Origin of the sequence: Rhizobium sp. BK049, assembly GCF_014193135.1 — a bacterium.
GTDB lineage: Bacteria > Pseudomonadota > Alphaproteobacteria > Rhizobiales > Rhizobiaceae > Rhizobium.
On the sequence record NZ_JACHYV010000032.1, the window covers coordinates 22,881 to 36,755 of the forward strand.

Here is a 13,875-nt window from a genome sequence, read left to right on the forward strand (position 1 = left end):
TGCCCCTGGCGGCCTCCAAGGATGAGGTCGCCCACCCAAATGAGGGTGACCGATACCGCGACTCCGCGACAGCAGCGTAAGTTACTATTCATTCACCTTTTGGTCGTTATTTTCTGGATTAATTTCTCATAAGTTGTACTCTTCGGGAAGCAGCCTCCGCCAGGCGCTTCTTGGGAGCAAGGCAGGCCTATAGGCCTGCCGACCCGCCGTAACGGCAGTAGAACGCCATCTTGAGCATGGCCTTCAGCTCTCGACCGCATCCGATCCACTCGTTGCAGCCGAGCCAGCGGCTGCGCGACAATGCGAGAACAGGCGATATGACCGTTTATTATGTGAATTCAGCGACCGGCTCCAACACCAATGCCGGAACCAGTGCGAATGCGCCTTTCGCGTCGTTCTGGGCGGTGGAAAACTTGAAGCTGCAACCGGGCGACAGTGTGTTGCTCGCCGCCGGCACGGTGTATAGCGACCAGCTCGACCTGAAATATTCCGGCACCGTCGATGCTCCGATCACCATCGGCAGCTACGGCGTCGGCGACGCGCCCGTCATTCAGAGTCCCAATGACGGCATTCACAGTCTCTATGCGTCGAACATTGTCATTGAGAACATCAAGATCTCCGACACCGGCGGCGCAGCCATCTATGGCGGCTATGTCTCAAATTGGACCGTTCGTAATGTCGAGGTCGATCACACCGGATTGTCCAAATCCGGTTCCATCACCCTCCGGACCGGCTCGAACATCACGATCGAAAACAGCACGATCAACGACGTCAACGGCGACGGCATCTGGATTGAGAAGATCAACGGCGTCACTCTCCTCAACAACACTGTCACCAATGCCCACGGCACTGCGGCGGATGCCGTTCAGCTAAACGACAGCAGCAACATCGTCATCACCGGCAATTATCTCGATCAGACGGGTGCGGTGACGCCGAAGGGAGTACTGACGCTCGTGCGGCCCGTCGACGCGGTGATCGAGGGGAACACTATCCTCGGCGGCGGCTTCGGGATCAGCGCGCAGGCCGGCACGGATATTGCCATCCATGACAACGATATCTCCGGCTATGGTGGCTACAGCTGGTCTTACGCCATCGGTCTTGGCGACCAGGGCGATACGCGCAACTACGATATCGCCGGAAATTACATCCATGACGGCGCCTGGGGCGTGGCTGTCAGCTCCGCCGGCACGACGACCTATGTTCGCGAGGGCATCGATATCTACGGCAACCTCTTCGATGACCTGACCCAAGCGGCATTGAAGGTCGACCGGCCGGCATCTGGATCCTTCCATGACAATTTCATCGCGAGCGATGTCACGCCATACAGCATCTCCCCCTCGATCATCGCTGCAGGCACCTTTCCCGTCAGTGATAACACAATCATCGAAGAAAGTCCTACCACGCTTGCAAGCGCCGACAGCCTCGCCGCCGCCGATGCAAGCGTCAGCCTCGTATCGGACACCGGGCTCACATCCCACAACGACCTGAAACTCGCTGCCGACAAGATTGCAGCGGATAAGCTCGGCGCCTATCACGACAATCCAAACTGGGAAAACGGTATATCAGATGAAACCCTGCTGCTTCGTCACTTTGGCAAGGCGGCTGCCGAAAAGCACGGGTCGACACTTGGCAACGGCGATCACGGCGTCACCATCGAAGCCGCCGATCTTGCTGGCCAGGAAAACGGCAGCGAAATTTCACACCATGAGATGACGCCTCAGCCGTTGAATCATTCAGAAGCAGACCCTCTGATCATCTCTATCCTTGAACACGGCATGCTGCACTGAGATAGCCGGGCGCATCGCCGCTACGGGGAGAAGCCGTGGCGGCATCAGAGAGATCGCCGAGCAGCGTTCGGAGAAAGGGCCTCTTGTCGCTCGTCGCTATCGGCTCAGGAAGAGAGGCCGATCGTAATCGTGGCGGAAAGCACGCCGCCATCGAGCTTCTCAAAATCGAAGATGTGATCGGTAGCGTCCTGCGGAATGAGGCCGTCATTGTCGTTGCGCGTATCGCGGCGAGGGCGTTCACGATAGTCGGGATGCTCACCATAGATGATGTCACTCAGGGCGTCGTCGAAATAGAGCTGGCTGACGAGAAGCTCCTTGCCGTCTGCGAGGATGCGGCAATGAACATGCGGCGTGCGGCCACTATACCATCCCGGATAGGCGGTCAAAAAACTTGCCTGCCCGGCCTCGTCGGTCAGTTGGCGACCGCGAAATGCGAGCCCGCTGATTGCCTCGGCGTCACCAAGCGTACACATCTTCGCAGCCTCTCGGCCGGAATAGATGCCACGGTGATCGGGATGCCAGATTTCGATATCGGCGTTTTCGACCGGCCGGCAGTCGGCGGCATGGACGATACGGAGGGCCAGCCGCAACGGCAGTCCGGCTTCTCCTTCAGAGATGTCTTGGCGGGCCGGGACGTCGTTGACATGGCAGGGGCCACGGGTCTGGGCCAGGGTCACGACGCAATTCGGGCGAGTGCGGAAGAGCGGCGCGGGCAGCTTTTCCAAGGCGACAGACTTGGTGCCGCCGCTCAGAAAATCAGTGCCCTTCCAGTCGAACGTCCTGGCTGCCGCCGCGGCATGCCGCCGCGGCCAGATTGCCGTCGCAACAACCGAGGATGCGGCAATCGCGGCGCCGCCAAGTACAAGAGTGCGCCTCTTCATATGTCCTCCTTTGTCTCAAGACCTGGCGTGTAAGGGGGATAGGCCGGCACTTCTAGTTAAATCCCGGCAATGATCAAGGTGACGAGGCTGTCGGCGCGCAGCAGGGCGATGCCATCAGACCTTAGATGGCAACCTGTTCGCCAAGCTCGACAACGCGGTTTGACGGCAGGTTGAAATAGTCGGAGGGATCGATGGCAAAGCCTTCCAGCGCCATGAATATGCGTTCCTGCCAGCCGGGCAGGCCGGTGTTCGGCGTCCTGACGAGGTTGCGGCGGCCGAGATAGAAGGACGTTTTCATGATCTCGAACTTGAAACCTCCTTCTCTACAGAGCGCCAGCGCCCTGGTGACATCAGGATCGTCCATGAAGCCGAAAGTGATATCGAGACGCACGAAACGCGGCGAGAGTTGGCTTATCTTGATGCGCCTGTTGTCGGGAACATAGGGTTCGTCCTCGGTCCAGACAGTCAGGATGACGTTCTGTTCGTGCAGCACATGATTGTGCTTGAGATTGTGGAGCAGAACGTTCGGCGTCCGGTCTGGCACGCTGGTAAGAAAAACCGCCGTTCCCGGAACGGTAACCGGTGAATGATCCGACTTCCGCTCGATCGACCGGATGAAGGAATCGAGCGGAATTTCGTTGTTGGCCCGCAGTCTCTTGAGGTAGGCTTGCCCCCGGGTCCAAGTCCACATCAAAATCATGATTGCCAGCGCCAGGGCGACCGGAACCCAGCCGCCATCGTGGATCTTCAGCAGATTGGCTGCCAGGAACAAGACTTCGATAATGAAGAGCGGCAGCAGCAGCATGGCGGCGAGCATGAGCGAGTAGCCCCAGACAGCCCGCAGGAATTGGAAGGACAGCATGGTCGAGATGACCATGGTTCCAGTCACCGAGATACCGTAGGCAGTCGCCAGCGACTCGGAGTCGCCAAAGGAAAAGATCAGCATCAGCACGCCGACCAGCAGGAGGAGATTGACGCTCGGTACGTAGATTTGGCCCGTGTTGGTCTCGGACGTGAATTTGATCCGCAGCCTCGGCAGGAAGCCGAGATGAACCGCCGAGCGGGCGAGAGAAAAAGCGCCGGTGATGACGGCCTGGCTGGCGATGATCGTCGCCATCGTCGCCAGTATGACAACTGGCAACAGGATCCAATCCGGATACATCAGAAAGAATGGGTTGGTGGCCGTTTCGGGATGGGCGAGAACGAGCGCGCCCTGGCCGATATAGTTCAGAAGCAATGCAGGAAAGACGAGTACGAACCACGCCGTCTGGATGGGGCGGCGGCCGAAATGCCCGAGATCGGCATAGAGCGCTTCGGCACCCGTCACCGTCAGAAAAACGGCGCCGAGCACGATGAGGCCGACCGTGCCTGCATGAGCGAGGAACGAAAGCGCATTGATCGGATTGAGGGCGGCCAAAATCCTCCAGTCGTCGCCGATATGGATCAAGCCGCCGGCAGCCATGGCCAGAAACCATAAGACCGTTATCGGCCCGAAAAACATGGAGACAGCTGCAGTCCCCCTCGACTGCGCGGCAAAGAGAACGATCATGATCGCAGCCGAGGCGAGCGGGACATAATCGGCAAAGGTCGGCGTGACCAGCTTCAGACCTTCGAGCGCTGACATGACCGAGAGGGCAGGCGTGATCATTGCATCGCCGATGAAGAGGGCTGCCCCGATCAGCCCGGCGAAGAACAGGACCGGCACGTTTCGTCCCATCTTCTTCATCAGGAGGGCAAGAAGCGAGAGGGTACCACCTTCGCCGTCATTGTCCGCCCTGAGAAGGAACAGCACATATTTGAAAGTCACGATAACGGTTAGCGTCCAGACCATCAGAGAGATCAGGCCGATCACTTCCGGCTCGTGTATGCCATCGGCAGCAAAAGGCCTGAGCGCCTCGCGAAAGGCGTAGAGCGGGCTGGTGCCGATATCGCCATATACGACGCCGACTGCACCGACGACCAATCCGACAAAGCCGCTCCGACTGCCGAGGTCACTGCTCTTGTCCGCATGTGTTGAAGTCATGTTTCCCCGCTCACGCCTCTTGCTTACAGACAGAAACATATGCCGCATTGGAGAAGGGCAAGTAAATTCGTGTCGGTGCAATCTTTTCGTGGCGAAGCGAAGCATGACTGTCGGCCCCGACATGCCTGCCGCGAGGAGTTCGGAATGAAGCGATTTCGGCCCGGAAAATAATATAGTAGGCATTCGAAATCAGTTTTTAGGCAGGGGGCGAGTGAGATGGAACCCACTCAATTGTTCGAGCTGGTCATTGCGATGTTTCTCGCGATCATCGCGCTGCATTACGCTGCTCACAGGCTGGGTTTGCCACCGTCCGTTGCGCTGCTGGCCGGCGGCGCTCTGCTGGCCTTCGTGCCGGGGCTACCGGCGATCACCGTAGATCCCGGGCTGGTGCTTGTCATCTTCCGCCACCGCTCTTGATGGACGGCGCCTGGGCCATCGCTCTCGTGCGGCTGCGGCGCCATATGATCGGCATTGCCTCGCTCGCCGTCGGAGCAGTATTCTTCACCTGTGCCGTCGTGGCCGTCGTGACCCATCTTCTCTTTCCGTCACTTCCCTGGGCCGCCTGTGCAGCACTTGGCGCGATCGTTGCACCGCCTGATGCGGTGTCGGCCCGCGCCGTGCTGGAGCGCGTCAGGCTGCCGCGGCGGCTGCAAATTCTGCTGGAAGGCGAGAGCTTGCTGAACGATGCGAGCGGTCTGGTTCTATTTCGCTTTGCCGTCGCCGCCGCCGCAACGGGAAGTTTCAGCGCGATGGAGGCGGCTGCCAGCTTCCTTGTGCTGGCGCTCGGCGGCATGGTCGTCGGCGTCGTTGTCGGAACGGTGTGGGTGAAATTCGTCCGGCGCCTGGGCGACGAATATCTCATCATCGCCGCCACTGTGCTGCTCGCCTGGATTTCCTATCTGCTCGGCGAATTGCTGCACGTTTCCGGCGTCATTGCCACGGTTACCACGGGTCTGATCGCTTCCTGGCACCAGCACACCGTATTCTCGGCCGCAACGCGCATGCGAGGCACGTCGTTCTGGACTGTGATGATCTTCCTGATGGAAGCTTCTGTTTTCACATTGATCGGGCTGTCGCTGCGCGATGTCGTCGAGCGCGGCGGCGGTTTCGCCACAGTGATTGCCACCATGGGACTGCCGATGCTGGCGATCCTCGTCACGCTCGTGATCGCCCGCTTTGCATGGGTCTTCGCCTCAGATATCGTCATCCGGCTTTGTGCTCCGCTGGGGTTCAAATGCGCCAAGCCGCTGGGCGCCGGCGGCGCCACCGTCCTCAGCTGGGCCGGCGTGCGGGGCGTGGTGACGCTTGCCCTGGCGCTCAGCCTGCCAGAAGAATTCCCCGGCCGCGACTTCATCCTCGCAACATCATTTGCCGTCATTGTTGGAACCGTGCTCGTCCAGGGAACGAGTTTGGGGCGGATTATTGCCTGGGCGCGGCTGGTGGAGCCGGAGACGGAAAGGGCGCGTCTCACAATGAGTCAGGCCGAAGCCGCCATGGCGCAGGCGCAGCTTGGAACCGTCCAAAACCTGGCATACGACCCTGAGGGAAATCTCATCCACCCGCAATTGCTGGAGCGATACCAACGCCGAGCCACCGCTATCGTCGATTACGCCGCGAGAACGGAACATTATATCCCGATGCTCCACGCCCATTTTGATGTTGTTCTCGAGGCGGTTGCGACCGGCCGTCGGGAACTCATTCGGCTCCACCGCGCCGGTGATATCGACGACGAGACGCTGGAGGAGCTGGAACGGGATCTCGATCTGGAGGAATTGAGCGCGATTTCAGCTAAAGCCTGAGTTTGCGATCGAGTCAGATCGAAGACGGCCGGTAAAAATACGCACTGCATTCGAAGTATTCGATGCGATCCTGGAAATATAAATCCCATCGTAACTAATGCCGTTCCATCGGATCGTTGCGAGATTCCGGCGGATTGTTCCGCTTCGGCTCCCATATGGCACCGGGTTTTCGTCACCCCCAACATCGAATTCTCAATTTGTCGACTTCGCCAGCTGAGTGTTTGGAGATTGCCAATATTCGTCCGTTTTGCGGGTACCGTCGCCGGTTCGCCTAAGTTTTATTTCTTTAATACAGGAAAAAATACGCGGTCAAATTGCTTCTAATTGCGGCCATGATTCAAATATACGTTCCAGCCGCGATTTTTTCTTCGCCACATTTCGGATGTTTGAAATTATCCAAACAATGGTGAGAAACAATGAAAATTATTCTCGTCCTAGCCCTCACGGTTTTTGCCGTGCCATGTGAGGCCGACATGCTCGTCACGGCTTCGAAATATAATCGCATGCACGAACGTTCTATTTCATTTCTCAGCATCAATCCCCGCAGAACGTCGTGGTGCGGAGCATTCCTCGCCTTTGTCGCCAAACGATCGTCACGCCAGCCGCCGCCCAATCCCAATATGGCAGTTTCCTGGAAAAGCTTCGGCAAACCTGTCTTCTTTCGCTCGGCAAGGCGGGGAGATGTCGTTGTGATCCGAAGCGGCAGGCGGTTCCATGTCAGCCTGTTCGATCACTTCGATCAGCGGCGCCAGTACGTCTATCTCTTCGGCGGCAACCAATCCAACCGCGTCCAGCTGTCACGCTACCGCGCCAGTTCGGTCGTTGCCGTTCGACGATGAAGCCGTTGGCACCTGGCCCAACGGTCGGCCCTGGTGCTGAGGTTTGGAGGCTGCGCCTCGAAGGAGGGGCGGCTTATCGTTGGAATCGGCGCACCGATCGTCAATCAATCCCGTCCAACGCACATAGCACGCCATCGATGGGGATGGAGGCCAGCCTTTCGCGCGTGATGTCGAATCGCCAGGCTTTGACCAGATTCTCGGATCGATAAGAGCCATCTGGCTGTTCCGCCATCCTGCCGAGTGCAAAGATGGCGGCATCAGGAAACCGCCTCGATGAGCAAAAGGCCGGCTGCAGAAGTTCGTGGTGGGGGCTCGGCTTTGAGATCGTTACCTGGTCAATCACGGTCCAGACGGGGAGACTTCCATTCATGGCGGTCTGGCGTCGAAGCACCAGCAAAAGCTTTGCGCCGCATTTTAGCTCGGCTGCCGCATAGGCTGGGCCTCCGACCATTCCTGGTAGTACCGTTCCGCCGATCTCCACGCAGCCCTTCGCAGGAGGAGGCGTCGATTTTCCACGCGCCTCACTGGCATCGCCGGTGGCTGGAATCAGCGTGAGAAGAGCGGCAATCGCGGGGAGATATCGAGACATGGGAACCGTTGAGGACACGTGGCGAGGGAGGGGCTGGTTGAATTCTCAGTGCTGAAGTGAGGACCGTATTACTGCTCGGGAAGGCGTCAATGGCTGAGGTTGCAAGTGGAACAAGGTCAGTCGCGGCTGACACTGCGGAAGGCAGCGATGATGCTGTCGGCGGCCAGCCGGGCTTCGTCTGCGTTCGTCTGGAAATTAGTGACGGAGAGCCGCATAACGTCGCGGCCGCGCCATTTGGCGCCGCCGGCGAAGAGGGTGGCGTCTTCACAGATCTTTGCGATGGTCTTGCGGGTGATCGCGTCGCTTTGATCGTCCGGGCTGTCGGCGGCGAAGCGGAGGATCAGCTGGTTCAGCGTGATCTCGTTCAGGATGGTGATGCCGGGTTCACGCTGGAGGTACTCGGCCAGCAGGCGGGCCGACGCGCAACATTGGTCGATGAGGGCGGCGATGCCGTCGCGGCCGAGATGTTTCAACATCGCCCAGGTGGCGAAGCCGCGGGCGCGCCGGGAAAGCTCCGGCACGTAATGGGAGGGGTCGCGCTCGCCCTCTGCTGCGAATGGCAGATAGCTGGCGGCGATCGTCATGGCGCGGCGGTGGGCAAGCTCGCTGCGCACGATCGCATAGCCGCAGTCATAGGGCGTTTGCAGCCATTTGTGGCCGTCCGTCGCCCAGCTATCGGCCGCCTCGATGCCGCGGCTGAGGTGGCTGAATTTCTCCGAAGCCTGCGCCCAGAGGCCGAAGGCGCCGTCAACATGCACCCAGGCGCCTTTTTCCTTCAGCGCCGGGGTCAGGCGGATGAAGTCGTCGAAAGCGCCAGTATTAATCTGCCCGGCCTGGAGAATGGCGATGCAGGGGCTGCTGACCGGGGCAAGCGCGTCGCTGAGTACAGCCGGATCGATCCGGCCCATTGGATCGGTCGGCAGGCGCAGCACGCGGTCATGGCCGAGGCCGAGGAATTGAAGCGCCGAGAAGACCGTCGTGTGGGCGTCGTCGCCGATCAGCACGGTGATCTCGGGCGCGCCGAACAGGCCTTTTGCGTCCGCATCCCAGCCAGCCTTGCGCAGCACCTCGCCGCGGGCAGCGGCAAGGCAGGTGAAATTGGCGACCGTGGCTCCCGTGACGAAGCCGACAGAGCTTTCGGCCGGCAGCTTCAGGATGTCGAGAAGCCATCTCGCCGAGACCGTTTCGACTGCGGCCGCCGCCGGGGCGGCGACGTGGTTTCCGGCATTCTGGCCCCAGGCGCTGGTCAGGAAGTCGGCCGCCACGCCGACCGGATGAGAGCCGCCGATGACCCAGCCAAAGAAGCGTGGGCCCGTGGTGAAATGCAGGCCGGGCTCCGCGTTCGCGGCGAGCTGCCTGATGACATCGGCCATATCGGCGCCGGCCGCCGGCAGCGGCTCGTCGAAGGTGGCGAGCGAAGCGGCATAGTTGTGCCGGGGCACATGCCGGGCCGGCGCGCGCTCACGAAACCCGGCTGCAAGCCGCGCGGCTTCCTGAAACAGAGATGCGATTGCCGACATGCGATCCCCCTCCGCCGGACGCCCGCCCGTCACTGGGGACCGCCTCCAGGCAAGCTGCCGGCGCCGGCAAGTCTATCCGATATCGCCGTCGCTGTCTTGGTTCGCGAAGAATCGATCCAGGCGGGTTTGGCTTCGGCTGAAGCGTTGCGCCGCGGGGCCAAAGGCTTACAGCATATCCCCAAGGCTCCAGTGGTTGCTCCAGCGGGCATCGATTTCGTCGTCGACGTTCTGGTAGCGGATGTCGGTGGAGAGGCGCAGCCGCCGGGTGCGGTCTTCGTTGTTCGTGGCGGCGTGGATTATGTAGGGGGAGTGCAGCACGACGTCGCCAGCCTCGTAATCGGCGGCGAGCCAGCGGGCGTTGAAGCGCTCGGCTATATCAGGCAGGTCCTTGGAGATCCAGCCGCCTTCGGCCATGTGACTGTTATAGGCGCTGATCCGCTCTTCCGGCGAGAGAGTGCCGCTGTTCGCCTGGAATTCCGCCTCCATCCTGCGGCCGAGCGCATGCGAGCCTTCGAGATAGACGAGGCCGCCCATTTCGGCGGGGGTGTCGCCGATCGGGATCCAGGCGGTGACGAGCCGGCTGGTGCCGCCGCGGAGATAGACGAGGTCGTAATGGGCGGGGGTCGCCACCGCCGTGCCGGGTTGGACATAGCGCATCAGCTTGCGTTTATGGAGATAGGAGATGCCCTGGAGAAAGGCGTCCATGAAGCTGACGAGCCGCGGTTGGGCGCAGAAGCCTTCATAGGCGGCGGAGCGGACGATCGACATTAGGCGGCGGTTGGCGAGGTTCCAGTCGAAGCCTTCGGCGGCCGCGATGCCAAGTGCGAAATCATGGCCGGGCGCCAGCAGGCCGGTTTCGGCGAGGTGGGCGAAGACCCAGCGGCGGAAATCGATCACTTCGGCGCTCGGCAGAAGGCCCTTCAGCCAGACATAACCATCCTCCTCATAGCGGCGGCGGATGGCCTCGACGCCTATGGCAGGATCGGTCTGCGTCAGCAGGCCGAGCCTTTCTGCAGGGATTGTCTTGCCACGGGCAGCGAGGGGCGATTGCATCACTTCCATCCCGGCAGCATTCGCGACAATTGACATTACAATCATCCTTGCTTTGACTTACCTGCCTCCAGCTTGTCGGTTGCGTGGGCCGATCGCCATGGAGGAAAGCTGCAGCTGGATTTTTCGCTCATGAGAGAAGCAGAGGCCATCTATCGATCTCCCCTTGCCGCGGCCGGCGGGCTTGCTGTGACGGGCAGCGGCAGGCAGCATGCGCGCCATGCCGTGAAGGACAGGAGGCTGCCGAGCTTTGCGGCCGTGCTGGTGGAGCGCGGGCGGGGGTTTCTCGAAACCGCTGCGGGCGGGCGCCAACCCGTGGAGGGGCCGGCGCTCTTCTGGTTGTTTCCGAACCGCTCGCATTCCTATGGGCCTGACGAAGCTGGATGGGACGAGCGCTGGGCGCTGTTTGAAGGTTCGTTCACGCGGGATTTCGTGCGGATGCGGCTGATTGGCGAGCGTCATCCCCTCGTGACGCTGCGCCATCGCGAGGAGGTGGTGCGGCTCTTCGGGCGGCTGCATGCCGATCTCGTCGACGACAGCCATCTAGGACAGGCCTCGGCGGCATTGGCGCTCCATCGTATCGTCATCACCGCCGCGCGGCAGGCGAGCGCTGCTGCAGGTCGCGAAGGCGAGGGTGCGTCCGCCGATCTCGTCGAGACGCTGCGGGGCAGGGCGCTGCAGCCGCTCGACCTTGCCTCGTTTGCCTCCGAGCACGGCATGTCGCCGGCCACGCTGCGGCGTAAATTCATAGCCGAAACGGGCATGCCGCCAAAGGCCTTCCAGCTTCGAGCGCGTATGGACCAGGCCAAGCAACTGCTCGCCATGTCAGACGAGAAGATCGAAACCATCGCAGCCATGGTCGGCATCGAAGACCCGTTCTATTTCTCTCGCGTCTTTCGTGAGCGCGAGGGCTGCAGCCCCCGTGAATTCCGGATGCGATATAAGCGAGGTTGAGCTGTTGCAGTATGGATCGCGGTCTTTGCTGCGATGTTGAATAAATCAAGCGTTACGGGAAGAGAAAGACGATTTTCTCCAATAAATATTGATTTTATGTGGCTGTTTTCGAAATTTTCTAAGGATCTGCTGAAATCTATTGCCTTCTTTCGAAGTATCCATCAATGATGTACGAAATATCATTCGCGCCGCTGTCAAGGCCGCTCTGTCGATCAGCGAGGGATATGCACTGAAATATTTCATTCTCTATGCGCTCGTGTGCTCGGTAGTCGGGATAATTCTTCTCGTCGTCTTCCACCAGATTGCGCCGGTTCAGATGGAGAGACCTGGCGATCAAACGGCCTTCGAACCGGATGATCTGATCGTGCGGTCGACCCGCGAACCGACGACAGACCAGCCCGCCATGCGGCCTCCCAACCAATGGGATCTGCGGCTTGGCAATCAGCCGGAGGCGCAGCCCGATCAATCGGGCGTGCGCAAAGGCGGCCGGGTGGGAACGCCGGCGCAGTAGGTAGAGTTGGCGCTGCCATTCGGGCACGGCCTTCTCCAAGGCTCCTCATGCTGAGGTGTGCGGCCCGCGAGGGCGGAGCCTCGAAGCACGCGGCTCAACGCTGCTTCTTGCATTCATCAACCGCCGATGCACCCGCCGTCAGGATGATCCTTCGAGGCCCCTGCTGGCACCTCAGAGTCTGTGAATCTTTTGGATTTCGTCGTTTTCGAAAGAGCTGAGCCATTGATTTAACTCGCATCGAAAAATTGTAAAATCGATAGATTCACAGGCTCTCTTGTGTGTTGGCGGGCCGCGGTAGGGCCAGGCGCCAATCGAACTCGCGCTTCCGGGTTGCATCCACTGCAGCCGGCTGCGACAACATATCTCCGATATTCCGGGAGGTGGCGATGGATGCAGGCGGCGTGACGATCAGGCTCATAGGTGCAGACGAGGTGGAGGCTTTCCGGCATATCCGCCTGGAAGCGCTCCGCGCCGAGCCGTCCTCCTTTGCCAGCCGCTACGAAGACTGGGAAATTCTGTCTCTGCAGGAGTGGCGCGATCGGCTGAGCGAGCCGGTTTTCATAGCCTTTCGCGAAGGCGAGCCCGTCGGCATCATGGGCTTGTTTCAGCAGCGGTCGAGCAAGATGGCCCACCGCGCCACGATCGTCATGGTCTATGTCCGCGCCAAGCTGCGCGGAACGGGCCTTGCCGTCAAACTACTGGAGGCGATTTCCGATCACGCGCGCAATATCGGCATCCGTCAATTGGAACTCTTCGTCAGCGCCGAAAATACGGCGGCGATACGGTTCTACCAGCGGCAAGGTTTTGCCGAAATCGGCCGTATCCCCGGCGGCGTGCTGGAGGATGGCCGGGAGATCGACGATGTGATGATGGCGCGGCGGCTGATGGGTTAGGCCGTCGCGGCGCGGCGGACCATCGGCCTCTTGACCTCAAGTGGGATTGGGGTTGCAGGATGCAGCCTGAATCGGAGGTCGCCGTGATGAAAATCCTGATGGACAAGGACATTGACGATAGCGGGTTGATGGCGGTCGCGATCGACGCGCTGGAGACCGCCTTCCATGCCAGGGCCGCCAACCGGTTGATCTCGCCACCGAGGCATCATGTGTCGTTTCCTGATCGAGGCGATCTCGTTTTTACCGTTGGCGATATCATGGGCGAGAAGCCGCTCGCGGGTTTTCGCGTCTACGACACATTCGATGGGGCTGAGCATGCGCAGATCGTCGCCGTATGGCCGGCCGACGACGCCAGGCTCAAAGGGATCGTTCTCGGATCGCTCCTGGGAAGCCTCAGGACTGGCGCGATCGGAGGTTTGGCGATCCGGCATCTCGGCGCGCCTGACGCCAAAATCGTCGGCATAATCGGCAGCGGAGCGCAGGCGCGAACCCAGCTTGCAGCGGCTGCCGCCGTTCGCAACCTCGATCACGCCCGCGTTTATAGCCGCGATGAGAAAAATCGTGCTGCCTTTGCAAGCGAGATGCAGCTCGCCCTGGGTCTTAAGGCGGAGCCTGTCGATAGCGTCTCGAAAGCCGTTGATGAGGCCGATATCGTCATCTGCGCGACGACAAGCCAAACGCCCGTCCTCCATGCGGGCGATTTAAAGGCCGGCGCGCACGTCAACACTGTCGGCCCGAAAACGCTTCACGGATACGAACTCGGCTTGGATCTCGCAGACGCGGCGGCCGTGATCGCGACGGATTCTCCCGAACAAGCGCGCGCATACCCATCGCCCTTTTTCCTGACAGGCTCCGGCAGCGACAGCCGCCTGGTCGATCTCGCCGACATCATTGCCGGGAAAGCGTCAGGGCGGAGATCGCCCGAAGAGATAACGCTGTTCTGCTCCGTAGGCCTTGCCGGAACTGAAGTCGTCGTCGCCGCGGCGGTGCTCGATAGGGTGGGGTGTCGGTGTAGACATTGAGTCAAAG

Annotated in this window: 11 protein-coding genes and 1 pseudogene; 7 read left to right on the plus strand and 5 right to left on the minus strand. The window is 60.5% G+C overall.

Going from position 1 to position 13,875, the window contains the following annotated elements:
- The first annotated feature begins 317 nt into the window (after positions 1 to 317).
- The gene (locus FHT70_RS26345) at positions 318 to 1,787 is read left to right on the plus strand and encodes a right-handed parallel beta-helix repeat-containing protein (protein ID WP_183705936.1); all 1,470 of its coding nucleotides are present in this window, start codon (positions 318 to 320) and stop codon (positions 1,785 to 1,787) included.
- A gap of 104 nt (positions 1,788 to 1,891) precedes the next feature.
- Here the strand turns inward: FHT70_RS26345 and FHT70_RS26350 are convergent, their stop codons facing one another.
- Both FHT70_RS26350 and FHT70_RS26355 read right to left on the minus strand, forming a co-directional pair.
- A complete protein-coding gene (locus tag FHT70_RS26350) occupies positions 1,892 to 2,668 on the minus strand; it encodes a protocatechuate 3,4-dioxygenase (protein WP_183705881.1) in 777 nt (258 codons plus the stop codon).
- A 121-nt stretch (positions 2,669 to 2,789) separates the two neighbouring features.
- Entirely contained in the window at positions 2,790 to 4,691 is a 1,902-nt protein-coding gene (locus tag FHT70_RS26355; RefSeq protein ID WP_097600062.1) for a potassium transporter Kup, read from the minus strand.
- 216 nt (positions 4,692 to 4,907) lie between these two features.
- On the opposite strand from FHT70_RS26355, the pseudogene FHT70_RS26360 reads away from it, so the two are divergent.
- Both FHT70_RS26360 and FHT70_RS26365 read left to right on the plus strand, forming a co-directional pair.
- Positions 4,908 to 6,490 (plus strand): annotated as a pseudogene (locus tag FHT70_RS26360) (Na+/H+ antiporter).
- Between the two features lie 416 nt (positions 6,491 to 6,906).
- On the plus strand, positions 6,907 to 7,329 hold the full coding sequence (locus tag FHT70_RS26365) for a TIGR02594 family protein (RefSeq protein ID WP_097600061.1): 423 nt from the start codon (positions 6,907 to 6,909) through the stop codon (positions 7,327 to 7,329).
- 100 nt (positions 7,330 to 7,429) lie between these two features.
- Here the strand turns inward: FHT70_RS26365 and FHT70_RS26370 are convergent, their stop codons facing one another.
- The 3 genes from FHT70_RS26370 to FHT70_RS26380 form a co-directional block, all read right to left on the minus strand.
- Positions 7,430 to 7,918, minus strand: coding sequence for a hypothetical protein (locus tag FHT70_RS26370; protein ID WP_183705882.1), 489 nt, complete (start codon positions 7,916 to 7,918; stop codon positions 7,430 to 7,432).
- Positions 7,919 to 8,034: 116 nt separating this feature from the next.
- Entirely contained in the window at positions 8,035 to 9,438 is a 1,404-nt protein-coding gene (locus tag FHT70_RS26375) for an aspartate aminotransferase family protein (protein ID WP_097600059.1), read from the minus strand.
- Positions 9,439 to 9,603: 165 nt separating this feature from the next.
- Entirely contained in the window at positions 9,604 to 10,527 is a 924-nt protein-coding gene (locus FHT70_RS26380) for a phytanoyl-CoA dioxygenase family protein (RefSeq protein ID WP_183705884.1), read from the minus strand.
- Between the two features lie 93 nt (positions 10,528 to 10,620).
- On the opposite strand from FHT70_RS26380, the gene FHT70_RS26385 reads away from it, so the two are divergent.
- The 4 genes from FHT70_RS26385 (at position 10,621) to FHT70_RS26400 (ending at position 13,868) form a co-directional block, all read left to right on the plus strand.
- Positions 10,621 to 11,442, plus strand: a complete 822-nt coding sequence (locus FHT70_RS26385) for an AraC family transcriptional regulator (protein WP_183705886.1) — start codon at positions 10,621 to 10,623, stop codon at positions 11,440 to 11,442.
- 139 nt (positions 11,443 to 11,581) lie between these two features.
- Entirely contained in the window at positions 11,582 to 11,953 is a 372-nt protein-coding gene (locus FHT70_RS26390) for a hypothetical protein (protein ID WP_183705888.1), read from the plus strand.
- Positions 11,954 to 12,339: 386 nt separating this feature from the next.
- Entirely contained in the window at positions 12,340 to 12,846 is a 507-nt protein-coding gene (locus tag FHT70_RS26395; protein ID WP_183705890.1) for a GNAT family N-acetyltransferase, read from the plus strand.
- A gap of 83 nt (positions 12,847 to 12,929) precedes the next feature.
- Positions 12,930 to 13,868, plus strand: a complete 939-nt coding sequence (locus FHT70_RS26400) for an ornithine cyclodeaminase family protein (protein WP_183705937.1) — start codon at positions 12,930 to 12,932, stop codon at positions 13,866 to 13,868.
- The last annotated feature ends 7 nt before the right edge of the window (positions 13,869 to 13,875 follow it).

Excerpts from the sequence above, each read along its gene's own strand:
- FHT70_RS26345 (WP_183705936.1), top strand. The coding sequence starts at position 318 with ATGACCGTTTATTATGTGAATTCAGCGACCGGCTCCAACACCAATGCC.
- FHT70_RS26350 (WP_183705881.1), bottom strand. The coding sequence starts at position 2,668 with ATGAAGAGGCGCACTCTTGTACTTGGCGGCGCCGCGATTGCCGCATCC.
- FHT70_RS26355 (WP_097600062.1), bottom strand. The coding sequence starts at position 4,691 with ATGACTTCAACACATGCGGACAAGAGCAGTGACCTCGGCAGTCGGAGC.
- FHT70_RS26365 (WP_097600061.1), top strand. The coding sequence starts at position 6,907 with ATGAAAATTATTCTCGTCCTAGCCCTCACGGTTTTTGCCGTGCCATGT.
- FHT70_RS26370 (WP_183705882.1), bottom strand. The coding sequence starts at position 7,918 with ATGTCTCGATATCTCCCCGCGATTGCCGCTCTTCTCACGCTGATTCCA.
- FHT70_RS26375 (WP_097600059.1), bottom strand. The coding sequence starts at position 9,438 with ATGTCGGCAATCGCATCTCTGTTTCAGGAAGCCGCGCGGCTTGCAGCC.
- FHT70_RS26380 (WP_183705884.1), bottom strand. The coding sequence starts at position 10,527 with ATGTCAATTGTCGCGAATGCTGCCGGGATGGAAGTGATGCAATCGCCC.
- FHT70_RS26385 (WP_183705886.1), top strand. The coding sequence starts at position 10,621 with ATGAGAGAAGCAGAGGCCATCTATCGATCTCCCCTTGCCGCGGCCGGC.
- FHT70_RS26395 (WP_183705890.1), top strand. The coding sequence starts at position 12,340 with ATGGATGCAGGCGGCGTGACGATCAGGCTCATAGGTGCAGACGAGGTG.